The following is a 25,570-nucleotide window of genomic DNA, read 5'->3' on the forward strand; positions in this document are numbered from 1 at the left end:
GAAAGTTTTGGGCGTTGTTGTTGTGTGGTGCGCAGCTCGCTTGGGCGGGCTCTGATCAGAAGTTCTGCACGTTCTTGCCGGCCAGCGCTTCGCGGATACCGCGATTCATGCGCTGGGCGGCAAAGGCTTCAGTGCCCTTGGCCAGCGCCTGCGTGCCGGCTTCCAGCGCTGCGGCGTCTTGCGATGACGCGTGCAGAGAGCGCAAATCCTGCAGGTAGCCATCGATGGCCGAGCGCTCGGCCTCACTGAGCACGTCGCCATCGGCTTGCAGGGCGGTTTCGGTCGCCATCAGCATGCGCTCGGCGTCCACGCGCGCCTCGACCAGCGCACGGGCACGCATATCCTGCTGGGCGGTGGCGAACCCGTCTTGCAGCATGCGCGCGATCTGCTCGTCCGACAAACCATAAGAAGGTTTCACGTCGATGCGAGCTTCCACGCCGCTGCCCTGCTCTTTCGCATCCACGCTGAGCAGCCCATCGGCGTCGACGGTGAACGTCACGCGGATGCGAGCGGCACCGGCAGCCATGGGCGGAATGCCGCGCAACTCGAAGCGTGCCAAGCTGCGGCAGTCCGCCACCAGGTCGCGTTCGCCCTGAACTACATGGATCGCCAAGGCAGTCTGCCCGTCCTTGAAGGTGGTGAAGTCTTGCGCCTTGGCGGTGGGGATGGTCTCGTTACGGCTGACGATGCGCTCCACCAGGCCACCCATGGTCTCGATGCCGAGCGACAGCGGAATGACATCCAGCAGCAGCAGATCGCCATCGGTGTTGTTACCCGCCAGCTGATTGGCCTGAATGGCAGCACCCAAAGCCACCACCTCATCGGGATTCAGATTGGTGAGCGGCTCGCGACCAAAGTAATCGGCAACAGCCTGCCGGATCTGCGGCATACGGGTGGAGCCACCTACCAGCACGACACCCTGCACGTCTTCCCGCTGCAACTGGGCATCACGCAGGGCACGGCGCACCGCAGCCAACGACCTTGCTGTGAGCGGCGCCGTGACGGCATAAAAATCTTCACGCTTCACAACAAATTGGGCTGTAGCGCCCGAAATACGGGCGCTGAATGCTGCATTTTCGATAGCAGTCAGTGATTCCTTGCAGGCGCGCGCGGCCATGCGGGCACTGGCCTTGTCCTGCGGCGTAATGGCTTCGATGCCCAACTGCTGCAGTACCCAGTCGGCCAAGGCAGCGTCGTAGTCATCACCGCCCAGGGCGGAGTCTCCGCCTGTGGCAATGACCTCAAACACACCTTGCGTGAGCCGCAGGATGGAAATGTCGAACGTTCCTCCGCCCAGGTCGTAAATGGCATAGACACCTTCGGAGCCGTTGTCGAGCCCGTAGGCAATGGCGGCGGCGGTCGGCTCGTTGATCAGCCGCAGCAGGTTCACACCGGCCAGTCGGGCAGCATCTTTGGTGGCTTGGCGCTGTGCATCGTCGAAGTAGGCCGGCACAGTGATGACGGCGCCGTACAGATCGTCGTTGAACGTGTCTTCGGCCCGGTACCTCAAGGTAGCGAGAATCTCAGCGCTCACCTCCACGGGCGACTTCGTTCCACCGGCAGTCTCCAGCGCCACCATCCCATTCAAATCCAGTTCTAATGCTCCCTCTGCAGCCTCAGGCGCAACAAAGGTGTAGGGGAGCTTTTCACGCCCGCCGATGTCTTGCAAACCTCGCCCCATGAAGCGCTTTACCGACGCAATCGTATTGACTGGATCTTCCGCCTGGGCACTCAACGCATCGGAGCCGATCTGCCGGCCACCGCCTGCCAGATAGCGCACCACAGAAGGCAGCAGTACGCGACCGCTGTCATCGGGCAGGCACTCAGCCACGCCATTGCGTACGGCCGCTACCAGCGAATGCGTAGTTCCCAAATCAATGCCTACGGCAATGCGCCGTTGGTGTGGGTCAGGAGACTGGCCGGGTTCGGAGATCTGCAGAAGCGCCATGGAATCTTTGAATAATGAAAAAGCCGGGGTGCGCATTGCGCGGCATATTGACCCGTTGCGGACTGGAACGGCTACTGGCCCGTAAAGAGCCGTAGCTCTATTGTCCCAGTTGATCTCGCCGCACCTCAATGTCCTGCGCAAAACGCGCAACAAACATGAGGGCTCTGACTTCGTGCGCGGCGCCGGCATAGTCGGCCTGCTCGTCGATCAATTGCCCGCAGCGCGCAATGGCCGCTGCTCGGGCGGCCTGGACTTCAGCGTCCAGATTGTCGAGCGCCGCATCACCAGTCGCCTCTTCAAGCGCTTCGCGCCATTCCATCTGCTGCATCAGGAAGGCCGATGGCATGGCCGTGTTGTCTTCGGCACGAATGGGTGCACCGTGCAACTCGCACAGGTAAGCCGCGCGGCGCAACGGATCTTTCAGCCGCTGGTAAGCCTCGTTGATGCGCACCGACCATTGCATGGCCACTCTTTGCGCAGCGCCTCCCTGCACAGCGAAACGGTCAGGATGCGCCTCGCGCTGCAGCACCTTCCAGCGCTCGTCCAGCGCAGCGCGGTCCTGCGAAAAACGGCGAGGCACATCAAACAGCTCGAAGTCGTCGGATTGAAGATTCATGGCAATAAAAAACCGCCAGCGCGGCGGGCGATGGCGGTCGCGGCAGTGAACGGCGCACGCAGGCGCGTTCGCGCTCTCACACCCGGAAGCTCTCTCCGCAACCGCAGCGATCACGCTCATTGGGATTGTTGAACCTGAAGCCCTCATTGAGGCCTTCACGCACGAAGTCGAGTTCGGTGCCGTCGATATAGGCCAGGCTCTTGGGGTCGATAAGCACCTTCACACCATGGTTTTCGAACACCACGTCCTCAGGCTCCTCGGAATCGACGTATTCCAGCTTGTAAGCCAACCCAGAACACCCCGTGGTCTTCACGCCCAGGCGCACACCCACGCCCTTGCCCCGCCGGGACAGGTAGCGGGTCACGTGCCGGGCGGCAGCTTCGGTCAGGGTGATGGCCATGGCGTCAGGCGGCCTGAGCGTCAGCAGTCACCACCGCGTGCTTGGTCTTGTAGTCCAGCACAGCGGCCTTGATTGCATCTTCCGCCAGGATGGAGCAATGGATCTTCACGGGGGGCAGAGCCAGTTCCTGTGCGATCTCGCTGTTCTTCAGCGCGGCCGCTTCGTCCAGCGTCTTGCCCTTGACCCATTCGGTCACGAGCGAAGACGATGCGATGGCGGAGCCGCAGCCGTAGGTCTTGAAGCGTGCGTCTTCGATCACGCCCGTTTCCGGATTCACCTTGATCTGCAGCTTCATCACGTCGCCGCAAGCCGGAGCGCCGACCATGCCGGTGCCCACGGAATCATCACCCTTGTCGAACGAGCCCACATTGCGTGGGTTTTCGTAATGGTCGATCACTTTGTCTGAATAAGCCATGATGTTTACCTCGTCAATTCAATGTGCAGCCCACTGGATGGCACTGATGTCGATGCCATCCTTGTACATGTCCCACAGCGGGCTGAGTTCCCGCAGCTTCGCCACGTTGTGGCGAATGGTGGAGACGGCGTAGTCGATCTCTTCTTCGGTAGTGAAACGGCCGATGGTCATACGCAGGCTGCTGTGCGCCAACTCGTCGCTGCGACCGAGCGCACGCAAAACATAGCTGGGCTCCAGGCTGGCCGACGTACAGGCCGAACCCGACGACACCGCCAGGCCCTTGATGCCCATGATCAACGACTCGCCTTCGACGTAGTTGAAGCTGATGTTCAGGTTGTGCGGAACGCGCCGTTCAAGATCGCCGTTGATGAAGACTTGTTCGATGTCCTTGAAACCATCCAGCAGGCGCTGCTGCAGCGCAGTGGCCTTGGCACGGTCTTGCGCCATTTCTTCACGGGCGATGCGGAAAGCCTCGCCCATGCCGACGATCTGGTGCGTGGGCAACGTGCCTGAACGCATGCCGCGCTCGTGACCGCCACCGTGCATCTGCGCTTCCAGGCGCACGCGGGGCTTGCGGCGCACGTACAAGGCGCCAATGCCTTTGGGGCCGTACGTCTTGTGTGAAGCCAGGCTCATCAAATCGATCGGCAGCGACGCCATATCGAGTTCGATCTTGCCGGTAGCCTGCGCCGCATCGACGTGAAAGATTACGCCCTTTTCACGGCACAGTGCGCCGATGGCGGGAATGTCCTGAATTACGCCGATCTCGTTGTTCACGAACATCACGCTCAGCAGAATGGTGTCAGGACGGATGGCCGCCTTCAGCACCTCGAAGTCGAGCAAGCCGTTTTCCAGCACGTCGAGATAAGTGACCTCGAACCCTTGACGCTCCAGCTCACGCATCGTGTCCAGAACCGCCTTGTGTTCAGTCTTGACCGTAATGAGGTGCTTGCCCTTGCCCTTGTAGAACTGAGCGGCGCCCTTGAGTGCCAGGTTGTTCGACTCGGTGGCCCCACTCGTCCACACGATTTCTCGAGGATCGGCACCAATCAGTTCAGCGACTTGCACTCGGGCCTTTTCCACGGCTTCTTCCGCCTCCCAGCCCCACGCATGGCTGCGTGACGCAGGATTGCCAAAGTGCTCGCGCAGCCAGGGAATCATGGCGTCAACAACGCGCGGATCCACGGGTGTGGTGGCGCCGTAGTCGAGATAGATAGGGAAGTGTGGGGTGATGTCCATGGCTGGCTCAATCAAGGATTCGGGCTGGCAAGGTCAGCGGTCAAAAATGGCCCAGTTGAAGGGGCGGGGGTTTCCCCGCCACGTCGCCGGGCGTTCAGGATTTTGCGAAGGCGTTGCCCAGGGCAAAAACCGAATTGGGTGCATTGACGCGAATCGGTTTGACGACGGGGGTCGTGGAAATGGCGCGGCGAATCACCGGTTTATCCTCAATCTGAACACCCTTGGCGAGTTGTTCGTCCACCAGCTTCTGCAAAGTAACGGAGTCCAGAAACTCCACCATGCGCTGATTCAAGGAAGCCCAGAGCTCGTGCGTCATACAACGCCCAGCTTCGCCGAGGCAGTTTTCCTTACCGCCGCATTGCGTAGCGTCGATAGGCTCATCCACAGACACGATGATGTCGGCTACGGTGATGTCGGCCGCCTTGCGAGCCAGCGTGTAGCCGCCGCCCGGGCCGCGGGTGGACTCCACCAGCTCATGGCGGCGCAGCTTGCCGAAAAGCTGTTCCAGGTAGGACAGCGAAATCTGCTGGCGCTGGCTGATGGCAGCCAGAGTAACGGGGCCGTTGTTCTGGCGCAGTGCCAGATCGATCATGGCAGTGACCGCAAAACGGCCTTTGGTAGTGAGACGCATCGCAAGCTCCTTATGTTCAGGCTTGTTCGTTGTAGAAACATCAGGAACCTGAGAATTCAGATTCCTGCATCGTCTCCGCCCCCTACTCCGACAGGCACCTGGACCTCGCGGAGCCCCTTGTTCATCATGGGCTTTATTGGTTGACTCTTTCACACGAGTATAGCACAAATCCCTATTGTTTTTGTCGGGTAACAAGACCACGCAGTCACATTTCCACCCAGCCAGTATTTACCTTGATACAAGTGAACTCAGAGTGACACTTGATCGTTGCCGTGTGCACCAAAAGCCTGGTCTTTCAGCCGCGTCAGCTGATCGCGCACTCGGGCCGCTTGCTCGAATTCCAGATTGCGCGCGTGTTCCAGCATGAGTTTTTCCAGCCGCTTGATCTCGCGTGCCACGTCTTTTTCAGACATGTCTTCCACCTCGGCACGCCGCATCGACTCCTGCTCAAGCCGTTCGGCTTCCTTGCCAGACTTTTCGCTGTACACACCATCGATGAGATCACGCACCTGCTTGACGATGCTGCGCGGCGTGATGCCTTCTGCCTCGTTATGTGCGATCTGCTTGGCGCGGCGTCGTTCCGTCTCGCCGATGGCTTTTTTCATCGAATCGGTGATGCGGTCGCCATAGAGGATGGCCTTGCCGTTCAGATTGCGGGCCGCGCGGCCAATGGTCTGGATCAGGCTGCGTTCGGCGCGCAAGAAGCCTTCCTTGTCGGCGTCCAGAATGGCCACCAGCGATACCTCGGGAATGTCCAGCCCTTCGCGCAGCAAGTTGATGCCCACCAGCACGTCGAAGGTGCCCAGCCGCAGGTCGCGCAAGATTTCCACCCGCTCCACCGTGTCGATGTCGGAATGCAGGTAGCGCACCTTCACCCCGTTGTCACTCAGGTAGTCGGTCAGTTGCTCCGCCATGCGCTTGGTCAGCGTGGTAATGAGTACGCGCTCATTCTTTTCCACGCGAATGCGTATTTCCTGCAGCACGTCGTCAACCTGATGTGTGGCAGGACGCACTTCCACCAACGGGTCGACCAAGCCAGTGGGTCGCACTAACTGTTCGACCACCTTGCTCGCATGCGTCTTCTCGTAGTCTGCCGGCGTGGCCGACACGAACACGACCTGGCGCATCCGCTTTTCGAACTCTTCGAACTTCAACGGCCGGTTATCCATGGCAGATGGCAGGCGGAAACCGTATTCCACCAGCGTCGTCTTGCGCGCCCGGTCGCCGTTGTACATGGCGCTCAGCTGGCCGATCATCTGGTGGCTCTCGTCCAGAAACATCAGCGAATCGGGCGGCAGGTAGTTGGTCAGCGTGGGCGGTGGGTCGCCCGGTTGGGCGCCGGACAGATGCCGGGTGTAGTTTTCGATGCCCTTGCAGTGGCCGACTTCGCTCAGCATTTCCAGATCGAACCGGGTGCGCTGCTCCAGCCGCTGCGCCTCGACCAGTTTGCCTTCCGACACGAACTGCTTGAGCCGGTCGGCCAGTTCCAGCTTGATGGTCTCCACCGCCGCAACCACCTTGTCGCGCGGCGTCACATAGTGGCTGCTGGGGTAGATGGTGAAGCGCGGAATCTTCTGCCGCACTCGCCCGGTGAGCGGGTCGAACAGCGACAGCGACTCCACCTCGTCGTCGAACAGTTCGATGCGTATGGCCAGCTCGCTATGTTCCGACGGAAACACGTCGATGGTGTCGCCCCGCACGCGGAAGGCCCCGCGTGAAAAATCCTGCTCGTTGCGCGTGTACTGCATGCGAATCAGCCGGCCGATCACGTCGCGCTGGCTCAGCTCGTCGCCCACCCGCAAGATGAACCGCATCTGCGTGTAATCCTCCGGCGCTCCAATGCCGTAGATCGCGCTCACCGTCGCCACGATCACGACGTCGCGCCGCTCCAGCACGCTTTTGGTGGCCGACAGGCGCATCTGCTCGATGTGCTCGTTGATCGCGGAATCTTTTTCGATAAAAAGATCGCGCTGGGGCACATAGGCCTCAGGCTGGTAGTAGTCGTAGTAGCTCACGAAGTACTCGACAGCGTTCTTGGGAAAGAACTCGCGGAATTCGCTGTAGAGCTGCGCGGCCAGCGTCTTGTTGGGCGCGAACACGATGGCCGGCCGCCCCAGGCGCGCGATCACGTTGGCCATGGTAAAGGTCTTGCCAGAGCCGGTCACGCCCAGCAGCGTCTGAAAGACCTCGCCGTCGCGAACGCCTTCAACCAACTGGTCGATGGCTGCGGGCTGGTCGCCGGCCGGCGGGTAGGGCTGGAAGAGTTCGAACGGCGAGTCGGGAAAGCGCACGAACGTGCCCTCTTTCACGGGCGGCATGGCTTCAGTGGGTTTTGGCATAGGGTCGCGGAAGTGGAGCCCTTAAAATCGGGACGACCCGGCAGACTACAACACGCCCGGCCGTTCGCTTTGACATCCTTTGTCGCTATTGCTCTAGGAAAGAACTTCATGTCTCTCTTCACCGCCGTCGAAATGGCACCGCGCGACCCGATCCTGGGTCTGAACGATCAGTTCGCTGCTGATACCAACCCCAACAAGGTCAACCTGGGTGTGGGCGTGTATTTCGACGACAACGGCAAGCTGCCCTTGCTGCAGTGCGTGCAAGCCGCAGAAAAAGCCCTGATGGACAAGCCCACCGCGCGCGGCTACCTGCCCATCGACGGCATCGCCGCCTATGACAGCGCCGTAAAGACGCTGGTGTTCGGCGAAGGCAGCGAGCCCATCACCTCCGGCCGCGTGGCCACCGTGCAGGCCATCGGCGGCACGGGCGGCTTGAAGGTTGGCGCTGACTTTCTCAAGAAGATCAGCCCTGACGCGAAAGTGCTGATCTCCGACCCCAGCTGGGAAAACCACCGCGCCCTCTTCACCAGCGCTGGCTTTACGGTCGACACCTACGCCTACTACGACGCGGCCAAGCGCGGCGTCGACTTCGACGCCATGCTGGCCAGCCTGAAGGCTGCAGCGCCCGGCACCATCGTCGTGCTGCACGCCTGCTGCCACAACCCCACCGGCTACGACATCACGGCCGAGCAGTGGGACCAAGTCATCGCGACGGTCAAGGCCCAAGGCCTGACGCCTTTCCTCGACATGGCGTACCAGGGCTTTGGCCACGGCATCGAGGAGGACGGCGCCGTCATTGGCAAATTCGTGGCCGCCGGCCTGAATTTCTTCGTGTCCACATCGTTCAGCAAGAGCTTCAGCCTGTACGGCGAGCGCGTGGGCGGCCTGTCGGTGCTGTGCAAGGACAAGGAAGAAGCCGGCCGCGTGCTGAGCCAGCTGAAGATCGTCATTCGCACCAACTATTCCAACCCGCCCACGCACGGCGGCGCGGTGGTGGCTGCTGTTCTGGGCAACCCCGAACTGCGCGCCCTGTGGGAGAAAGAATTGGGCGAGATGCGCGTGCGCATCAGGGCCATGCGCCAGAAGCTGGTCGACGGTTTGAAGGCTGCCGGCGTCAAGCAAGACATGTCGTTCATCACCGACCAGATCGGCATGTTCAGCTACTCGGGCCTCTCCAAGGACCAGATGGTGCGCCTGCGCAATGAGTTCGGCGTGTACGGCACCGACACCGGCCGCATGTGCGTGGCCGCGCTCAACAGCAAGAACATCGACTACGTCTGCCAGTCGATCGCCAAGGTGGTCTGATCGCCGGCACGGCCAGCCGCTCTGGTGCGCGGCTCAGCCCTGATTGAAAAACCGCCCTCGGGCGGTTTTTTTATGCCTTTTTGGCCTCTAGCGCTTGATGGATAAGCGCAAGCAGCTATTAAATTAATAGCAGATCAGGATATCTTCGGACTGCGATTGGTATAGCTCGCATTGCCCAGGCCGGTGCCCACCGTCAACACCGCCCAGCGTTTGACGTCCTGCGTAAACGGCAATTCCGACAGGCCCTGCACCGCGGCGTCGTTGTGCAGGCAAACCTGGGTGCGGCCGCCGCTGATGGTCGGCAGTCGCTCCGACAGGTCGCGCGGCAGGTGAAAGCGCGTGCTCTCCCAGTTGCCCGGCAGGTTCTGCGCGCCGCCGGCAATCGAGCCGTCTTCGCAGATCAGGCCCGGGCAGGCCACGCCGATGAAAGGCGCCACGCGGATGTCTTTCTTCTCGGCATATTCCAGCAGCTCTTCCAGCATGCCGGCGATGCCTTCAACCAATTCATCGCGCTTGGGCGCGTCGCCGGCGTGGCCCCATTTGTCGCGGCGCACCACTTCGGCACGCGACATGTCGGGCGTCTTGTGCAAATGGGTTAGCACGATGCCGCAGCGCACGTTGGTGCCGCCGATGTCCACGGCCAGAATCGCGTCGTAGCTTTGCAGAAGTGCCGTGGGCGCCAGGTGCACCCAGCCGATCAAACCGCCTTCGTCGGCGTGGTGGTGCAGGGTGCGCAGTTCCACTGCCACCTTGTCTGCCGCCAGCAATTTGGCCGCACGCTTGATGGCGCCCTGCCCCACCTCGCTTTGATGAAAACCGCCGCCGACGATGACGCGCTTGACGCCCTTCCAGCTTTTTTCCTTTAAAAAGCGCTGCACTACGTGCGACAGCTGCAGGGCATAGTCTTCCTGCGCCGCGCGAATGGCAGCGGCGGCCGGGCCGTCCTTTTCCAGCAGCTCGTCCAGCCGCTGCTTGCCGATCTCTTGCGTGGGCTTGGAGCCCAGCGGGTCCTTGCCCGCCATTTCGGTAAAGAGCTCGCGCCATTCCGACAGCATCTTGCGAAACGCCGTGCGGCTGGCCGTGTCCCCAATGAAGGTCTCGCCTTCGCGCAGCTCCAGGCTGTAGCCGTCGATGGTGACCGAGGGCAGCTCCAGCTCGCCATGAGGGCCCAGCGTCGCCAGTTCCAGCTGGGCACGCTGTTCACGTTCGCTGGGTGCGTTTTTTCCGTTCTTGTCTTCAGATTCTTTGTGCTTGGCCACCATGCCATCCCTCAACAGCAGACCCAAAATCGGGCGATGACGGATGGTGACGCCCATTGCGCCGCGAGTGCGTCAGCCGAAGCGCTGTCTGGCGTGGAATGGCAAAGCTCAGCTCCGGCGCATCGCTACTATTTTTATAGCTACTTGCGCTTATCCATCGGGCGCTAGAGCCCTAAAACACTCAGAATTACCGAATCGCAGCGCCGCGTCGAATCAACCACAACCCGGCCCCCACGGGGGCGAACATCGACGCGCCGAACACCCAGCCCGACAACGCGCCTACCATGCCGCCCGACAGCATCGTGCCGATGGTGCAGCCCAGTCCCGTCATGGCACCCCAGCCCAATACCACGCCACCGACCGAATTGCCGTAGTCGGTCCACGAACCGTCGTAGTTCTTCACGTTGTAGCTCAGGATCTTGCTGAGTGCGAACCAGGTGTGGCTGGAGCGCTCGCCAATGCGGCAGTACGTGATGACCGGCTTGCTGCCATCGATGCCCACGGCGGCATACAGCCTCTTCAAATCGTCAGCCGACTTGAAGGTGCCGTCTTCCTTGACGTCCTGACCCCACGGCACGTTGGCGGCGCCGGGAATGTGCCCGGCGCGGATCGACAGTTCAGACAAACCCGACGGTGCGAACACCTTGCCGCTGTATTCGTCCGCCGAGCGGATGTCGACCAGCTTGGCGTCGCTCCTGCCTTCGGTGGCGGCCAGTGCGTCGGACAGGCGGGCGCGCAGCTGGTTGTTGACAGCTCCCACGCGGTAGGTGGTGGCGGCAAATTCGGGTGCGCGGTTGTCCTTGGACAGCAGCGATTCGAACGCTTCCTTGCTCACGATGTCGCGGCGCACCTTGTCGTTCAGGTCGTTGTGCCAGGAGAAGTTCACGGCGCCCGGCACATGGCTGCGTTCATACAGGCCCGGGTTCACGCTCACCTCGATCACGCGGACCTTGGAGTTGGCCAGGTTCTGCGCCAGCCAGTCGGTAGTGACCAGCGCGCTGGTGGCAGCGGTGTTGCTGGCGAAGGCGACACCCGCAAACGCCAGGCCGCCGACCAAAAGCCCGTGCGCAGGCCGCGGGCCCAACGCTGAATCCATGCCGGTTGCTGTGTCGCTGCCATGCTGCCATGTCGGGTGCCCTGGGTGAAATGAATCCATGGTGAAGTGGTGGAACCGGCTTCGTTTCCGTGCCGATGCAACGCAATGTAGCCAGCGCATCGCCGCCGCCCAAACAAGCAAAACGCGCTTGCTTATGCGCAAAGCGATGACCTTGCTGTGCGACCAATGCGCCCAACGCCGGTGCGGTATCGCCGGATCGTAGGGAGACGGCAGGTAACATCTGGTACAGATCCGCAGCCAGGGACTTCCACCTCCCACTACAGCCATGCCCCAGCACGCCGCTTTCTCGTCCGCTCACCTCCACCGCAGCGCCTGGCGCCTGGGCGTTGTCGCCACCGCCGCCCTGCTGGCCGCGTGCGGCACCACCACGCCGCTGCCCCCGTGGCCCGCCGGCAGCCCGCAAGCTGGGCAGCAAGCGCCACAGGCCACCGGCACACGCGCCGTGCCGCCGCCGCTGGGCACGCAGCGCGCCGAAGTGGTCACCACGCCGATTGCCTCCAGCCCGCTGCTCGGCGGCGCGCCCGACCCAGCGGCCGCGCCGGTTGCCACTGGCGAGCCATTGCCGTACAGCGAAGCCGTCGCAGCGCGGTTCCCCGCGCCATCGGTGCGCTATGAAACGCCCGGCCTGGCGGATGACCGCCGCGCTTTCACCACCAATGCCGAGCTGGCCCAGTGGCTGCGCGGCCTGGCCACGTCCGTCAAAGGCTCCACACGGGCGGCCTTGCTTGACCTGGGCGCGTCGCAGCGTGGCGTGCCCGTGCATGCGCTGGTGCTGACCCGCGCCGGCGGCACCGATGTGGCCGCGTTGGACAGCAGCGGCCGCCCCACGGTGCTGCTGATCGGCCAGCAACACGGCGACGAGCCGGCCGCGGGCGAAGCCATGCTGGTGATGGCGCGCGAGCTGTCGCAAGGCCTGCTGGAGCCGCTGCTGGATCGCGTCAACGTGATCGTCGTGCCCCGTGCCAACCCCGACGGCGCCGATGCCGGCACCCGCGTGACAGCCAACGGCATCGACATGAACCGCGACCACTTGCTGCTGAACACGCCCGAGGCCCAGGCCCTGGCCAAGCTGGTGCGCAACTACCGCCCCGTGGCCGTGCTCGATGCGCATGAATACACCGTGGTGGGCCGCTTTTTGCAGAAGTTCGGCGGCATTCAGCGCTACGACGCGCTGCTGCAGCACGCCACCACCGCCAACATTCCTGAATTCATCAACAAGGCGGCGGTGGAATGGTTCCACCAGCCCATGGTCAGCGGCCTGACCGCGCAGGGGTTGACCAGCGAGTGGTACTACACCACGTCGACAGACTTGGAAGACCGCCGCGTGTCGATGGGCGGCACGCAGCCCGACACCGGCCGCAACGTGAACGGGCTGAAGAACACCGTTAGCCTGCTGGTGGAAACACGCGGCGTGGGCATCGGCCGCACGCACATCCAGCGCCGGGTGCACACGCAGGTAACGGCGCTGTCCAGCGCGCTGCGCAGTGCGGCGGAGCGTGCAGCCAACCTGGAACAGGTGCGATCGTTCGTCGCGCGCGACATATCGGCGCAGGCCTGCCGCGGCCAGGTGATCGTCGAGGCCGGCCCCACCGCCACGCAGCGCGACCTGCTCATGCTCGACCCGCAGACCGGCGTCGACCGATCGGTGCGCGTGGACTGGAATTCGGCGCTGGAACTGCGTACCGTCAAGACCCGCGCCCGCCCCTGCGGCTATTGGCTGGCCGGCACCGCAGCGCCTGCCGTGGACCGCCTGCGCCTGTTGGGCCTGCAGGTGATGCGCGTGGCAGAGCAAGGCTCGCTGCTGGCCGACATTTATCAGGAAACCGGCCGCGACACCTCGGCCCGCCAAGATGTACGCGGCACGGTGGCCGGCAGCGGCGACATCGTGCGCGTGCAGGTCACGCCCAACCGCAGCGCCATCGACGTACCGGCCGGCAGCTTCTACGTGCCGCTGAACCAGCCGCTGGCCAACGTCGCCGTGGCCGCGCTGGAGCCCGACACGCAGAACAGCTATTTCGCCAACCGGCTGATCGGCGGCTTGACCGAAACCGCGCGGGTCATGGCGCCGCCATCGCTGGTATTTGAAGAAGACTGAAGCAAAGACGGCGGCCGCGCGCCGTCACCATGCAATGAGCAACGCGGCCCACTTCAGGGCCGCGTTGCTATTTAAGGCTGGTATGGCCGGGATACACGCTGATCTTCGGCGAGTGGCTTGCTAACCGAATGCTATTTATTTAATAGCTATAAGCGCTTGATACATAAGCGCCAGAGGCCAAAAACACCTTAAATCAAGCCCGGTGCTCGTGCAGCGCCCCGGGCGCCGTGGCCTGGGCATGGCGCTGGTCTGCGCAGTCCAGCACGTGGGCCGTCATGGCAACGGCAAGCGCCTCTTCGCCCAGAAATACCTTGCCCACTCCGTCTTGCTCCAACAGGCGGGCCTCTTCCTCGTTGTGGCTGCGCACGACGGTTTCAATGTCGGGGTTCAAGGTGCGCGCTGTCTCGATGATCTGCCGCACGTTCAGCGTGTCCGGCGTGGCGATCACCAGCATGTGGGCCCGCGCAATGTGCGCCTGGATCAACACCGAAGGCTCGACCGCGTCGCCGTACACGGCGGCGATGCCCTGGTTGCGCAGCGTTTCCACCAGGTCGCGGTTCTGCTCGGCCACCACAAAGGGAACGTCTTGCGCCGCCAGCGCCGATGCAATGCGCTGCCCCACGCGGCCGTAGCCCACCAGCACGACCTGGCGGGCCAGGTACTTCTGGTCGGTCGTCATGGGCAGTTCGGCCAGCGGGTCGTCGCGCTGCTCCAGGCTGCGTGCCCACGATGAACGTGCGCGCAACCAGTCCTGCAGCGGCGCAATCGCGCGAAACAACACCGGGTTCACGGCGATGGAGATCAGCGCGCCGGCCAGCACCAGGCTCGCGCCCTCGGGTGGCAACAGGCCCAGCGATGAGCCCAGCCCCACCAGAATGAACGAGAACTCGCCGATCTGCGCCAGGCTGGCCGATACCGTCAACGCGGTGTTGAGCGGGTAGCGGAAGGCCAGCACCAGCGCGGCGGCGGCCAGCGTCTTGCCAAAGATGATGATGGCCACCACGCCCAGCACTTGCAGCGGGCGTTCCACCAGCACCCAGGGGTTGAACAGCATGCCCACCGACACGAAGAACAGCACCGCGAAAGCATCGCGCAGCGGCAGCGATTCTTGCGCCGCACGGTGGCTGAACTCCGACTCGCGCATCACCATGCCGGCAAAGAAAGCGCCCAGCGCGAACGACACGCCGAACAGCGCGGCAGAGCCGAAAGCGATGCTCACGGCCGCCGCCACCACGCACAGGGTGAACAACTCGCGCGAGCCGGTTCGCGCCACCTGCCACAGCACCCAAGGAAACACGCGCCGCCCCACCACCAGCATCAAGGCCACGAATGCGCCCACCTGCGCCAGCGTGATGCCAACCGCGCGCAGCACGCTGCTGGCAGGCTCCGCATTGGCCTGCGATTCAGGCCCGCCCAGCCAGCCAGCCAGCGGTGGCAACAGCACCAGCACCAGCACCATGGCCAGGTCTTCCACCACCAGCCACCCAACCGCAATGCGGCCGGTGTACGAATCCAGAATGCCCTGCGTTTCCAGCGCCCGCAGCAGTACCACCGTGCTGGCCACAGACAGCGCCAAGCCAAAAACCAGCGCACCGCCCAGCCCCCACCCCCACCACGTCGCCAAGCCCATGCCCAGCAAAGTGGCCACCGCCATCTGCACCACGGCGCCTGGCAGCGCGATGCGCCGCACCGCCAGCAGATCGCCCAACGAAAAGTGCAGGCCGACGCCGAACATCAGCAGCATCACACCGATCTCAGCCAACTGGCTCGCCATTTCGCGGTCTGCCACAAAGCCTGGGGTAAACGGCCCGATCACCACACCCGCCAGCAAATACCCCACCAACGCCGGCAGCTTCACGCGCGTGGCGGCAAACCCCAGCAAAAGCGCCAGCCCCAACGCGGCGGCGATGGTGTTGATGAGCGGCAGGCTGTCGTGCATGGGCGGACTGGTGGTGTGAGGCGGACTACGGGTACGGGATGCGGCTGCACGATCGGTACAGGACGGGGTCGTTATAACCGCAACACCCAGTCCCACGCAAAAACGGGGCCAGCGAGAAAATTGCGTCCCATCAGCCCGGGTATCATTCACCCCCTCGCGCTTCCTGCGAGCTCGGCGTCTGAGCCTGGGGCCGTTTGGCCACCGCGCTGTCAACGACGTCTATCTGCCCGTAGCTCAACCGGATAGAGCAATTGCCTTCTAAGCAATAGGTCGGGGGTTCGAGTCCCTCCGGGCAGGCCATTCATTCACTCGTCAAAAGCGTTTTCCGTCCAGTGGCGGAACGGCTTCAATCTCGGGTGTCCATCACGAACGAGGTAACCGGTTCGCGTCGCCCTGCTGGTCTTCATCACTAGACAGTGGCAGATTCGAATCGGCGCCAGAATCATCCGCCCGGCTGGCGCTTCCGACGGCGGCTCCGCCTAGTGCCCCGGCAAGTCCTCCAGTGATGCCGCCGACGATCACGCCAACCGGTCCGGCAGCGGCCACGCCAATGACGGCACCGGCTGCTGCGCCGGCCATGACGCCGCCGCCCATCAACACGGACTTCGACTCGCGTTCGGCCTCTGCAGACGATAGCGGTTGTTGAGCTGCCGGGACCGGGTCCTGTGATGGAATGCCGTGGCCGGGGTTCGCTTGTTCGGCCAGATCAGGGTCAGCAGGTGTCAACGTGACCGGAGTGGTTGTCAGATTCGGGTTCATGGCGTGCTCCTCGGATGGGTGGGGACATGAAGGTGCGTCCCCAAGACTTTTGTAATGGGCAACCCAGTGAGACGTCGAAAGCCGATCAAACCCTTACCTGTAAGACGAAACCCGGACGCGGCTTTTTTCTTGACTGGAGTCAGGAAAAAGTAGTCCCTGAGACTTTCAAAAGTGCGCTGATTGTTGTTGGCCCCCTCAAAAAACTGCACCAAAGCTGTTTTGATCGATGCAGAAAAAACCCGCAAGGCGCAAACCGTACGGGTCTTGGGCTTGGGTGACATGCAAGCTCATAGGCCTTTGATGTCGCCCGCAGAGTGCGAGCCGCATGGCCCGTCTAGCTACTTGGCGGGTGCGTCTGAAATCTCGGCAGCCGTGCGTGCGCGCACCGCCTCGGCATGCAGTGCCTCGCTCAACTGATCCACCGTCAGAGCCCACGGAGCGTCGGCCTTCCACTGCTCGATCAGGAATTGGCGCTGCGAATCGTTCCAGTAAGGTGCGTCTGCCAGTTCTACAGCTGTCGGGAGCTGGTGCTCCTGGATGAATTTTTCGATAGCTGGGGCGCTCTCATCCAAGCCTAGTTGAAGAAACAGGTTGGTCATGGTGGGGTCGCTTGTGATCATGGTGGCTCCGTGAAAGATATGCGCTGAAGTTAGCTGTGAATCAAAGCCAGGCGCGTCGGACAACGCTGCTATCGCGTATTCCGCGCCTGTGCGGCAGTGTGTCTCTGCAGCAGCAGCGGCCCGGCTCAGCTAGTCAACCCCCTGTAAACCGGCCGTCAGCCAGGCGTTGCCGCCGCGCATCACCTGCGTACGGCCACAGGACCCGCGTGCTAGGCTGTCAAATCGTTCCAGCACTGGGAAGGCCACTATGGCAATTGCAATCACCACCGCAGACCGCCAGGGCGAATTGCGCGCCGCACTGCCGCGCATTCAAAGTCTGCTTCGCAGCAACCAAGCCGGTCAGATCGGTGACGACGTCATCGACGAACTGGTGCACTGTTCCTGGATGGAGTGGGACGGTGGGGCACTGAAGCTCACGGCCACCGGGCTCAATATTTGCCGGCAGTCGACCGTGGAAGCGCAGCAGCGCGCCGTTTAGCCTAATCACTATCGACCCAGCACTGGCGCCACGTCGCAAACGCAGCCTTGCTGGATCAAAAGGCACCATCGAATCGCTCTTGCGAATCGAGACCGAAAGAACAAAGGCCAGTCTTCCTTAGAAAACTGGCCTTCAGAATCACAACGACCCAGACCGTGGCTGCCGCGTGCAGGCAGCCATTAGTCACCGGGCTTAGTTGGGCAGCAGCACCTTGTCGACCACGTGGATCACGCCATTCGACTGGTACACGTCGGCAATCGTCACGGTAGCCGAGCCACCCTTTTCATCGGTCAGCATCACCTTGCCGCCAGACGACTTGGCGGTCAGCGTGCCACCAGCCACCGTCTTGATGGAGGCAGTGCCCTTGCCGTCAGCGATCATCTTGGAGATTGCTGCAGCATCCCACTTGCCTGCGACCACGTGGTAGGTCAGCACCTTGGTCAGGGTGGCCTTGTTTTCTGGCTTGAGCAACGTGTCCACCGTGCCGGCGGGCAGCGCAGCGAAAGCCGCGTTGGTTGGAGCGAAGACGGTGAATGGACCGGGGCCCTTGAGCGTTTCCACCAAACCGGCTGCCTTGACGGCCGCGACCAGCGTGGTGTGGTCCTTCGAATTCACTGCGTTGTCAATGATGTCCTTGGTGGGGAGCATGGGTGCGCCACCAACCGTGACCTGCGCCATGGCAGGAATCGCTGCGGCCGACAGGGCCAGAGTCAGGCCAGCTGCGGCCAGGCGTGCGGTCATACGATAGGTCATGAGTAATCTCCTGAGTGTTGACTGTGAGCCAGTGCCACCCGAAAGCCGGGCGACTGCAAGCTCTTACGGCACATAGGCTGCGATGGATTGCCGCTTTGCAGATCAAATGATGGAGAAAACTCACAACGGGAAGTCCGCCTACAGCGCCGCAGAGCGCGCACCTACACTGCTGGGTGCGCCAGAAATCTGGATAGAATCGCCGCAACTTGCTGCCTACAGCAAGTCCGATTTCAGGCACCGCACACTCATATGCAGCGCGTGATTGGCGGGTGTAGCTCAATGGCAGAGCTGTTGCTTCCCAAGCAACTGACGAGGGTTCGATTCCCTTCACCCGCTCCAGCATGCTTGGCTTGCTGGCAGCAACAGATCCCAACCCCCTCGCTCCCGTTTTTGTTGATGGCTTTTGTCCGCCTCGCAGCCAGCACGGATAGCCGTAGTCATGTCAGTGATTGCAGAGGAAGCAGCGCACGCTGGCTTTCAAACCTGCGCAGCGTCCCCGTCACAGGGTCGGTGAAGTCCAGCGCCTGTGCCAGCAGTTGCAGCGGGTGCGAATAGTCGCCGGGGGGCGGATCATTCACCTCAGGATAGAACGCGTCGCCCCAGAGCGGCAGGCCCAGTGCGGCCATGTGCACGCGCAACTGGTGGCGTTTGCCGGTGACAGGCGACAGGCGGTAGCGCGCCCATGCGCCGGCGTGTTCGATCAACTCCATGTGCGTGCATGTGTTGGGCTCGCCCGGTACTTCCTGCATGCGAAAGAACTGCGCGCTTTCTTCAATGCGGCTGGTGTGCGTGCGGGGAAAGCGGACATCGTCACGCCACGGCGCGGTGGCTTCGTACACCTTGCCGATGGCGCGATCCCTGAACAGCGCCTGGTAAGCGCCCCGCGTGGCACGTTGGGTCGAAAACAGCACCAGGCCGGCCGTGTCGCGGTCGATGCGGTGGATGGGCGACAGCTCTGGCAAGCCAAGGCGACGTTTGAGGCGAACCAGCAATGTGTGCTGAAGATATGCGCCGCCAGGCACCACCGGAAGGAAGTGGGGCTTGTCGGCCACCACCAGGTGCTCGTCCTGGTACAGCACGGCTTCTTCGAAAGGAATGGCTGCTTCCTGCGGCAGCGCGCGATAGTAATAGAGGCGCAGGCCCGGCACGAAGGCGCGGTCTGGCGTGGCGGGCTCGCCTTGCTCATCCACCACATCGCCGGACAACATGCGCTGGCGCCAGCCGTCTCTGGACACGACGGGCAAGCGGCTCGCCAGAAAGTCCAGCAATGTGCCGCTGCCTTGGACGGGTAGCACCACACAACTGGGCCCCACGCCGTCACGCACGGGCAAAACCTTGGGATCCTGGCGGTTGAACATGACGGCAATTGTAGGCCGGCACCACCTCTCAAAAACTATCAAATACGTAGCACCAAAGGTCCGGTAGGCAAGCGCTAGAAGGCCATTTGCCTTGCGAGACTCACGGTCAATCTTTGTTGTAGGACAAGTGCGGCAAACCGAACCAAACCGGGCCGAGGCAAGGCCTGCCGCACTAGCATCGACTCACCGCGCTTCGCGCTCATCTGAGGCCGGGCACCGTGTGGCCTACTTCATCGAATTCAAGCCAAATCGACACGGGCACCGGCTCGCTGAATTCATGTCCACGCCTACGTCCCAAAACACCGCCGCATCTGCGGCCTCCTCCACCGGCTCGCCGCGTCGCTGGCGCATCTTGCGCTGGGTTCTGGGAGTCATCGCCACGCTGATCGCCCTGATCGTCCTGGCACTGGTGGTGCTCACGCACTGGGACTGGAACCGGCACCGCCCCTGGGTGAACGCGAAGGTGAGCGAGGCCACCGGCCGGCATTTCGCCATCGAAGGCGATTTGTCGGTGGACTGGCATTGGCCGCAGCCGCTGGAGGCTGGCTGGCGCCGGTGGGTGCCGGGGGTGACGGTGCAGGCGCAGCAACTGGTGATGGACAACCCCGAGGGCTTCACCATCGCCCAGGAACCAGCACGGGGCGACAAAGCGCTGCCCGCCCTGCCCCGCAAGCAAGAGCCGAAGCAACCTGCCGGCAGTGAAAGCCAGAAGACGGTTTCGGCACCACCTCGCACAGCCAGTGCCTCCGCGCCTGCACCGGCCGTGGCAGCAAGCGCCGCTGCGTCGCAAGCACAAGACGCGCAAGCTGCCCAAGCACGCGCGTCTGATGCGGCACGCGCGCTGGCGCTGGAACAGTCGAACGCCACCACGGCCGAAGCACCCGAGCGCGGATCGCAAACCATGGCAACGCTGGGCAGTGCCAGCGCCACACTGCGCCTGTGGCCACTGCTGGCGCGCAACGTGGTGCTCGACACGGTGGTGTTGACCGCGCCGGACATCGCCTTGGGCCGCAAAGCCGACGGCACGAACAACTGGACCTTCACGAAACGCGACAAAGCCGACGACGCGACGCCGGCGAACGACAACCCATGGGACCTGAGCGTGGGGCAGCTCATCATTCGCGGCGGTTGGCTGGGCTATGTAGACGGCACCAAAGACTTGGCTTTGCGCGCACGCGTCGACACCATCGACCCGGCCGCGACCCTTGCCGCCAGCCCAAAGGCTGACGTTGCCGCGCAGGGCGCAACCACCAGTCCCTACGGCGTGCGCGTTGCGCTGCAAGGCCGCTACGGCAAGGCGCGCATCGAAGGCCAGGGCCAGGGCGGCTCGGTGTTGTCGCTGCGCGAGCAGGTGGTGAATTACCCACTGCAATTCAAAGCCCGCGCCGGCAGCGTGCAGGCTGAAGCCGAGGGCATTCTGGCCAACCCGGCCGCGCTCTCGGGCCTGGATTTTCAGGTGGCGCTGAAAGCGTCCAGCATGGCCGACCTGTATGAGCTGACGGGCATCGTGCTGCCGAACACACCGCCGTTCCAGACCCGCGGCCGCCTGGTCGGCAGCCTGGCTCCGGAAAGCGCTACGTGGGAATACCGCGACTTTCGCGGCTCAGTAGGCGAAAGCGATTTGCAGGGCAGCCTGGCCTACACCTCCGCCAAACCCCGGCCGCAACTCAAGGGCACCATGACGTCGCGCCAGCTGCGTCTGGCAGACCTCGGACCGATCGTGGGCGCCCCCACCGGCGAGGGAGCGCAGGAAAAGGGCACCTCCAAGCGCCCGGGCAAGGTGTTGCCCGACTCGGCCTTTGCCACCGACCGCTGGAACGCGATGGATCTGGATCTGACCTTCACTGGCGAACGCATCGTCCGGCCAGACAGCTTGCCCATCGAAAACCTGAGCGTCCACGCCAAGCTGCAGAATGCCGAGCTCACGCTGGCGCCTCTGCGCTTTGGCGTGGCCCAAGGCAAGATCGATTCGCGTGTGGTGCTCGACGCGCGCGACGGCCCGCTGAAGACCCAGCTGCGGGGCTCAGTCGAAGGCCTGCGGCTGTCCGCCCTCTTCCCCAAGGTCGAGTTGATGGAGAAGAGCTTCGGTCGCCTGGACGGCGCCGTGGCGCTGTCGGCTACTGGCAATTCGGTTGCGCGCATGCTGGGCAGCAGTTCCGGCGAAGCGCGCTTGTACATCCGCGACGGCACGTTCAGCAAGCAGATGCTGGACCTGGCTGCTTTGAACGTGGGCAGTGTGGTGGTGTCGCGGCTCTTCGGCGAGAACGAAGAAGTCAAGCTGCGCTGCGCAGTCGCTGACTTTGCCGTGCGCGAGGGCGTTGCCGAAACGCGCTCGGTCAAGCTCAGCACCGAAGAGGCCTTGGTGGAAGCCGTCGGCACGGTCGATTTGCGCAATGAGCAGATGAACCTGCGCATCAAGCCGGAATCGCTGAAGTGGAAGTTCCTGTCGCTGCGCACGCCGCTGTATGTGCGTGGCACGTTCGATGACCCCAAGGTCGGCCTGGAGGCTGGCCCGCTGCTGCTGCGTGCCGGCGCGGCGGTGGCCGCTGCCGCCGTTGCGCCCGTCGCGCTGGCGCTTTTGCCGATCACGGTGCCGGCAGCCGAGGACGACGCGCATTGCGCTGAGTTGCTGGCGCGGGCCAACGATGCGGTCAAGGCAGGCAAGGCGGGTGCCGCATCGCCCACGCCACGGCAGGCGGCACCACGTTGATTTTTGATTCAAATACGCTGCTAGCGCTTATTCCATAAGCGTTGGCAGCTATATCTTTTATAGCAATAGCAGTGGCAGGCTTCAGCGACGTTCGGGATCCGGCACGGTAACGTGCACACACAGGCCCCGACCGCCCTCGCCGGCTTCCAACGCCAACGTGCCGCCAGCGCTGCGCGCACGCCGATCCATGCCGGCGATGCCTTGGCCCTTGATCAGGGCGTGCAACGGAACAGTCGTGACGGCCGCAGCCGCGATCACTCCATTGGCCGCGTTCACCGCATCAGCCGCTACAGCCGCATCTGCCAGACCCCGCCCGTTGTCATGAATGCGCAGATGCCAGGCGCCGCCGGCATGGCCAGGCGCAGGCAAGGTTTCATGCAGCAGCGACACGGTCAAACGCGTGGCATCTGAGTGCTGCAGCACATTGCTGATGGCTTCTTTGACGATGTTGGTCAGCTCCAGTGCGCTGCCACCCACCGGCATGCCGACGTGTGGCCAGGCGTGCACATCCCACTCCAGCTGCATGCCCCGCCGGTCCAGCACCGGCTGAATACGGTGGCGCAGGCGCGCCAGCCGATCGGCCAGCGTGTCGTCGTAGCCGTCCATCGAATCCACCAGCAGCCGCACGTCCAGCATGCACTGCTCCAGCGCCGCCAGTGCGGGCCGATGGGCGGCGTCGCGCGCGTCCAGCAGGGCCATGGCGGTCACCAGTTGCGAGCCCACCTGGTCGTGCAGGTCACGCCCGATGCGCTCGCGCTCGTGCTGCACTTCGGGGCTGGGGCGGGCATTCAGGCGCGGGCGCCAACGCAGTGCGCGTGGCAGTTGCAGCAGCAGCAAAGCGCCCATGGCGAACGTGCATGCCAGGTCAATGAGCTGCCAGGTGCGTAGATCGATGGGGTTGCGCGCAACACCGGTATCGAGCCAGTAGTAGAGGAAGAGGTCGAGCACGCATTGCACGGCCCAGATGAAGATACAGGCCAGCGCGTAGGCTGGCGGGCGGGTACGGAACACGGTTCGGTCAATTCATGTGCAGGGCGCGGGCTTTGGCGGTGCGGCCGACCGGGCTCAGAAAAGCCCCCGCAATGACGCGAATCGCACGGCCTGCGCGCGGGTGCGCACCTGCAGCTTGCGGTAGATGTTTTTGATGTGGGTGTTCACGGTCAAGCCGCTGATCAAGAGGCGCGTGCCGATCTCTGCACTGGTGTAGCCACTGGCCACCATGCGCAGCACTTCCTTTTCGCGCAGCGACAGCCGCTCAGGCTCGCGCTCGCGATCGACATCGGGGCGCAGCGGCAGCCGCGCCGTGGGCGACGCTGCGCTGGACGAGTCAAAGCGCTGCAGCAATCTGCGCGCCAGATTGGGCGTGATGGAGGCCCCGCCGTTGACCACCTGCAGCACGGCCTGCGGATAGTTGCCGAACCAGGAATGCTTGACCAGATAACCCGTAGCGCCCAGCTCGAAAGCCCGCAGCACCTGGTCGTCGTTTTCCATGATGGAAATCATCACCGCCTCGGCCGTGGGGCGCGTGCTCTTCATGTAGTCGATGAGCGTGAAGCCTTCGCCGTCGCCCAGGTTCAGGTCGACCAGCATCACGTCGAACTCATGCTGCTTGATGGCCTTGCGGCCTTCGCGCACGCTGGTCGCCTGCGCCACCAGCAAGGTGCGCGGGTCAGACATCAGCTCTTGAGCGATCACGCGGCGCATGTGGGAGTCGTCGTCCACCAGCAGCACGCGAACGGGTTTTTCCACCTGGCCCGCCAGAAAGTCGGGCCACACGCTGGCTGGGCTGGAAGCGGTCGCCACTGCGCCGGAGGGCGTGGAGTCACCCGCGCGCACGACAGGGGGGACGAGGCTCTTTGTTTCGTCCAGGCTCAACATCAAATGTCCTCACTTTGCTTTTTATTCGTCGCACAGCGCAAGCAACCGTAACCAGTCGCAAATCGCGGCGTGGGCGAAAGGTAAAAGAAATGCAAATAAAGGTCTACTGCCCCCAAGAAAATTAAGGCTCAGCAACAAAAGACACATCCAGACACTCCCTAGTTTGAGGGAGAGATGGAATCTTCGTTGACGCTTAATTACCGTACAGGTCAGTACTTCCGGCTGTTTTTACTGGAAAACCTGTAAATACGGCCATTTCAATCCAGGGTTTTCACTAACTCTTTCCACGTAAAACGCCCGGCAAAAGCCAAAGCTGTGTTTAAACACAAATATTTAATTGTTTACCTTGTTTACATCTTGAAACTACCGCGTCTTTGTGGCTTTCAGGAGCTTTTCCTACAGCCCTCCCGCTTTCCTCCTACGAGGAGAACATGGGCTATCTGTGGCAGAAGACGATATAAAAAATGCATGAGATGGGGTACCCCATTGGGGAGATAGGCGCCTTGGCGGGGCTGCGGAACACTGCAGCCAGACACAGACAACGGAGCGTAGAAAACAAAACCCGGGTCTGCGTCACACCCCGCCAGGGTTCCGAAATCAGTCGGTATCCGGCAAATTTTTCTCTCATTCAAGGAACGTGTCATGAAGAAGCTTGCAATCATCTCCCTGGGCCTGGTCGCTGCATCCGCTTTCGCTGGCGGCGGCTACAGTGGCAACCACGGTGGCACCACCAGCACCCCTGAAATCAACATCAACGCCCCCAGCATCCAAGTGACCTCGGTCGCTAACAGCTCCGTGGGCAACACGGCCAACGGCGGCGGCGAAGCCCGTCAGAACCTGGCCAGCAACGCCGGCAACGTGTCGATCGACGCCGCTTCGATCCAGGTCGTGGCTACGCAGAACGCCGGCATCGCCAACTTGGCCTCCGGTCAAAGCGCTGTCGCCACGCAAAGCCTGGCTACCAACCTGGGCCGCGTGAACGTGGAAGGCGTGCAACTGCAAGTGGTTGCCGCTCAAAACTCCTACATCGGCAACTCGGCTGCAGGCTACTCCAAGGCAGTGCAAAACGTGTCGACCAACAACGGTTGCCAGACTTGCAACTGATCGGTTGATCGATCTTGACGGGCTCGTGCGAAAGAGCCTCGCCCCGTGCGCAAGCACTCCGCGCGACGGTCTTTTGCACAGCCGCTTCCAATGGAACTGAGGCCATGAACTCCATCTTGACCCTGTCACGCACGCTGCGCGCGAAGCCTTATGCCCTGGTGGGCCTGCTCTGCACGGTGGGCTGGCTCACGCCCGCGGTGGCAGCGCCGGGCGAAGATCCGGTCGTGCTGCGAGGCCCAGTCCAGTACTTGTCGCTGCCTCTGGGCAGTGGCGCCAAGTCGCAGGGGCTCGAGACCCTCAGCGAGATGCCATCGTCGCTGCGCGCCAAGGTCGCCCGCTATACGGCAAAAGCCTATTCGGCCGACACCAGCGGCATCGCCACGGACAACGACGTCGTGACCACTGTCAGCAACGACGGATTCCGCAAGACCTGCGTGCAGGAAGTCGGCAGCAACACGGCCGCCCAAACGCCGTTCAACAACTACGGCCCCGGCAAGCAAGACCAAGTGGTCGTGCTGCGCGGAGACCTCATCAACGCTTGCCGTTGAGAACCACCACGCACATCTAGCGGTCTGCCAGCGCTCAAGCAGGCCCCACCGCGGGTGCC

General features: G+C 62.9%; 22 protein-coding genes and 2 tRNA genes. 8 read left to right on the plus strand and 16 right to left on the minus strand.

Annotated elements, in window-relative coordinates:
* Window positions 1-55: 55 nt before the first annotated feature.
* From hscA to uvrB, 7 genes are all read right to left on the minus strand, one after another.
* Window positions 56-1,948 carry a Fe-S protein assembly chaperone HscA gene (hscA, locus tag RQI28_RS01675; RefSeq protein WP_311220856.1) on the minus strand — a complete coding sequence of 631 codons (1,893 nt, stop codon included), beginning with the start codon at window positions 1,946-1,948 and terminating at the stop codon, window positions 56-58.
* A 97-nt stretch (window positions 1,949-2,045) separates the two neighbouring features.
* Entirely contained in the window at window positions 2,046-2,564 is a 519-nt protein-coding gene (gene hscB / locus RQI28_RS01680) for a Fe-S protein assembly co-chaperone HscB (protein ID WP_311220857.1), read from the minus strand.
* A 76-nt stretch (window positions 2,565-2,640) separates the two neighbouring features.
* Window positions 2,641-2,964 carry an iron-sulfur cluster assembly protein IscA gene (iscA, locus tag RQI28_RS01685; RefSeq protein WP_311220858.1) on the minus strand — a complete coding sequence of 108 codons (324 nt, stop codon included), beginning with the start codon at window positions 2,962-2,964 and terminating at the stop codon, window positions 2,641-2,643.
* 4 nt (window positions 2,965-2,968) lie between these two features.
* The gene (iscU, locus tag RQI28_RS01690; protein ID WP_311220859.1) at window positions 2,969-3,379 is read right to left on the minus strand and encodes a Fe-S cluster assembly scaffold IscU; all 411 of its coding nucleotides are present in this window, start codon (window positions 3,377-3,379) and stop codon (window positions 2,969-2,971) included.
* Between the two features lie 18 nt (window positions 3,380-3,397).
* Window positions 3,398-4,618 (minus strand): IscS subfamily cysteine desulfurase, encoded by a 1,221-nt coding sequence (locus RQI28_RS01695; RefSeq protein ID WP_311220860.1) that lies wholly within the window; start codon window positions 4,616-4,618, stop codon window positions 3,398-3,400.
* Window positions 4,619-4,712: 94 nt separating this feature from the next.
* Window positions 4,713-5,249, minus strand: a complete 537-nt coding sequence (gene iscR, locus RQI28_RS01700) for a Fe-S cluster assembly transcriptional regulator IscR (protein ID WP_311220861.1) — start codon at window positions 5,247-5,249, stop codon at window positions 4,713-4,715.
* Window positions 5,250-5,497: 248 nt separating this feature from the next.
* Window positions 5,498-7,588, minus strand: a complete 2,091-nt coding sequence (uvrB, locus tag RQI28_RS01705; RefSeq protein WP_311220862.1) for an excinuclease ABC subunit UvrB — start codon at window positions 7,586-7,588, stop codon at window positions 5,498-5,500.
* A gap of 108 nt (window positions 7,589-7,696) precedes the next feature.
* Here uvrB and RQI28_RS01710 point away from each other — a divergent pair, with 108 nt between their 5' ends.
* Window positions 7,697-8,893 carry an amino acid aminotransferase gene (locus tag RQI28_RS01710; protein ID WP_311220863.1) on the plus strand — a complete coding sequence of 399 codons (1,197 nt, stop codon included), beginning with the start codon at window positions 7,697-7,699 and terminating at the stop codon, window positions 8,891-8,893.
* A 134-nt stretch (window positions 8,894-9,027) separates the two neighbouring features.
* Here RQI28_RS01710 and RQI28_RS01715 read toward each other — a convergent pair whose 3' ends face one another.
* Window positions 9,028-10,155 (minus strand): ROK family protein, encoded by a 1,128-nt coding sequence (locus tag RQI28_RS01715; RefSeq protein WP_311230407.1) that lies wholly within the window; start codon window positions 10,153-10,155, stop codon window positions 9,028-9,030.
* Between the two features lie 184 nt (window positions 10,156-10,339).
* Window positions 10,340-11,248: a rhodanese-like domain-containing protein gene (locus tag RQI28_RS01720; protein WP_311220865.1), complete on the minus strand. Its 909-nt coding sequence runs from the start codon at window positions 11,246-11,248 to the stop codon at window positions 10,340-10,342.
* Between the two features lie 286 nt (window positions 11,249-11,534).
* Between RQI28_RS01720 and RQI28_RS01725 the strand changes: the two genes are divergently transcribed.
* Window positions 11,535-13,364 carry a M14 family metallocarboxypeptidase gene (locus RQI28_RS01725; protein ID WP_311220866.1) on the plus strand — a complete coding sequence of 610 codons (1,830 nt, stop codon included), beginning with the start codon at window positions 11,535-11,537 and terminating at the stop codon, window positions 13,362-13,364.
* A gap of 193 nt (window positions 13,365-13,557) precedes the next feature.
* On the opposite strand, the gene ybaL is transcribed toward RQI28_RS01725, so the two are convergent.
* Window positions 13,558-15,303 (minus strand): YbaL family putative K(+) efflux transporter, encoded by a 1,746-nt coding sequence (ybaL, locus tag RQI28_RS01730; RefSeq protein WP_311220867.1) that lies wholly within the window; start codon window positions 15,301-15,303, stop codon window positions 13,558-13,560.
* Window positions 15,304-15,526: 223 nt separating this feature from the next.
* On the opposite strand from ybaL, the gene RQI28_RS01735 reads away from it, so the two are divergent.
* Window positions 15,527-15,603 (plus strand) — tRNA-Arg (locus tag RQI28_RS01735).
* A 63-nt stretch (window positions 15,604-15,666) separates the two neighbouring features.
* On the opposite strand, the gene RQI28_RS01740 is transcribed toward RQI28_RS01735, so the two are convergent.
* The gene (locus RQI28_RS01740) at window positions 15,667-16,062 is read right to left on the minus strand and encodes a hypothetical protein (protein WP_311220868.1); all 396 of its coding nucleotides are present in this window, start codon (window positions 16,060-16,062) and stop codon (window positions 15,667-15,669) included.
* 338 nt (window positions 16,063-16,400) lie between these two features.
* Complete coding sequence (locus RQI28_RS01745; RefSeq protein WP_311220869.1) at window positions 16,401-16,682, minus strand: DUF2789 domain-containing protein; 282 nt, start codon at window positions 16,680-16,682, stop codon at window positions 16,401-16,403.
* A gap of 247 nt (window positions 16,683-16,929) precedes the next feature.
* Between RQI28_RS01745 and RQI28_RS01750 the strand changes: the two genes are divergently transcribed.
* Window positions 16,930-17,160, plus strand: a complete 231-nt coding sequence (locus RQI28_RS01750) for a hypothetical protein (RefSeq protein WP_311220870.1) — start codon at window positions 16,930-16,932, stop codon at window positions 17,158-17,160.
* A 192-nt stretch (window positions 17,161-17,352) separates the two neighbouring features.
* On the opposite strand, the gene RQI28_RS01755 is transcribed toward RQI28_RS01750, so the two are convergent.
* Window positions 17,353-17,913 carry a fasciclin domain-containing protein gene (locus RQI28_RS01755; protein ID WP_311220871.1) on the minus strand — a complete coding sequence of 187 codons (561 nt, stop codon included), beginning with the start codon at window positions 17,911-17,913 and terminating at the stop codon, window positions 17,353-17,355.
* A gap of 265 nt (window positions 17,914-18,178) precedes the next feature.
* On the opposite strand from RQI28_RS01755, the gene RQI28_RS01760 reads away from it, so the two are divergent.
* A tRNA-Gly gene (locus RQI28_RS01760) sits at window positions 18,179-18,252 on the plus strand.
* 98 nt (window positions 18,253-18,350) lie between these two features.
* On the opposite strand, the gene RQI28_RS01765 is transcribed toward RQI28_RS01760, so the two are convergent.
* A complete protein-coding gene (locus tag RQI28_RS01765; RefSeq protein WP_311220872.1) occupies window positions 18,351-19,271 on the minus strand; it encodes a pseudouridine synthase in 921 nt (306 codons plus the stop codon).
* Between the two features lie 277 nt (window positions 19,272-19,548).
* Between RQI28_RS01765 and RQI28_RS01770 the strand changes: the two genes are divergently transcribed.
* Window positions 19,549-21,981: an AsmA family protein gene (locus tag RQI28_RS01770; protein ID WP_311220873.1), complete on the plus strand. Its 2,433-nt coding sequence runs from the start codon at window positions 19,549-19,551 to the stop codon at window positions 21,979-21,981.
* A gap of 81 nt (window positions 21,982-22,062) precedes the next feature.
* On the opposite strand, the gene RQI28_RS01775 is transcribed toward RQI28_RS01770, so the two are convergent.
* The gene (locus tag RQI28_RS01775; protein ID WP_311220874.1) at window positions 22,063-22,992 is read right to left on the minus strand and encodes an ATP-binding protein; all 930 of its coding nucleotides are present in this window, start codon (window positions 22,990-22,992) and stop codon (window positions 22,063-22,065) included.
* 54 nt (window positions 22,993-23,046) lie between these two features.
* On the minus strand, window positions 23,047-23,859 hold the full coding sequence (locus RQI28_RS01780) for a response regulator transcription factor (protein ID WP_311220875.1): 813 nt from the start codon (window positions 23,857-23,859) through the stop codon (window positions 23,047-23,049).
* A 642-nt stretch (window positions 23,860-24,501) separates the two neighbouring features.
* Between RQI28_RS01780 and RQI28_RS01785 the strand changes: the two genes are divergently transcribed.
* Both RQI28_RS01785 and RQI28_RS01790 read left to right on the plus strand, forming a co-directional pair.
* A complete protein-coding gene (locus tag RQI28_RS01785; protein WP_311220876.1) occupies window positions 24,502-24,963 on the plus strand; it encodes a hypothetical protein in 462 nt (153 codons plus the stop codon).
* 104 nt (window positions 24,964-25,067) lie between these two features.
* Window positions 25,068-25,511 carry a hypothetical protein gene (locus RQI28_RS01790; RefSeq protein ID WP_311220877.1) on the plus strand — a complete coding sequence of 148 codons (444 nt, stop codon included), beginning with the start codon at window positions 25,068-25,070 and terminating at the stop codon, window positions 25,509-25,511.
* The last annotated feature ends 59 nt before the right edge of the window (window positions 25,512-25,570 follow it).

The sequence above is a fragment of the Acidovorax sp. WCS2018Noco2-16 genome (genome assembly GCF_031843945.1).
Classification (GTDB): Bacteria; Pseudomonadota; Gammaproteobacteria; order Burkholderiales; family Burkholderiaceae_C; genus Paracidovorax.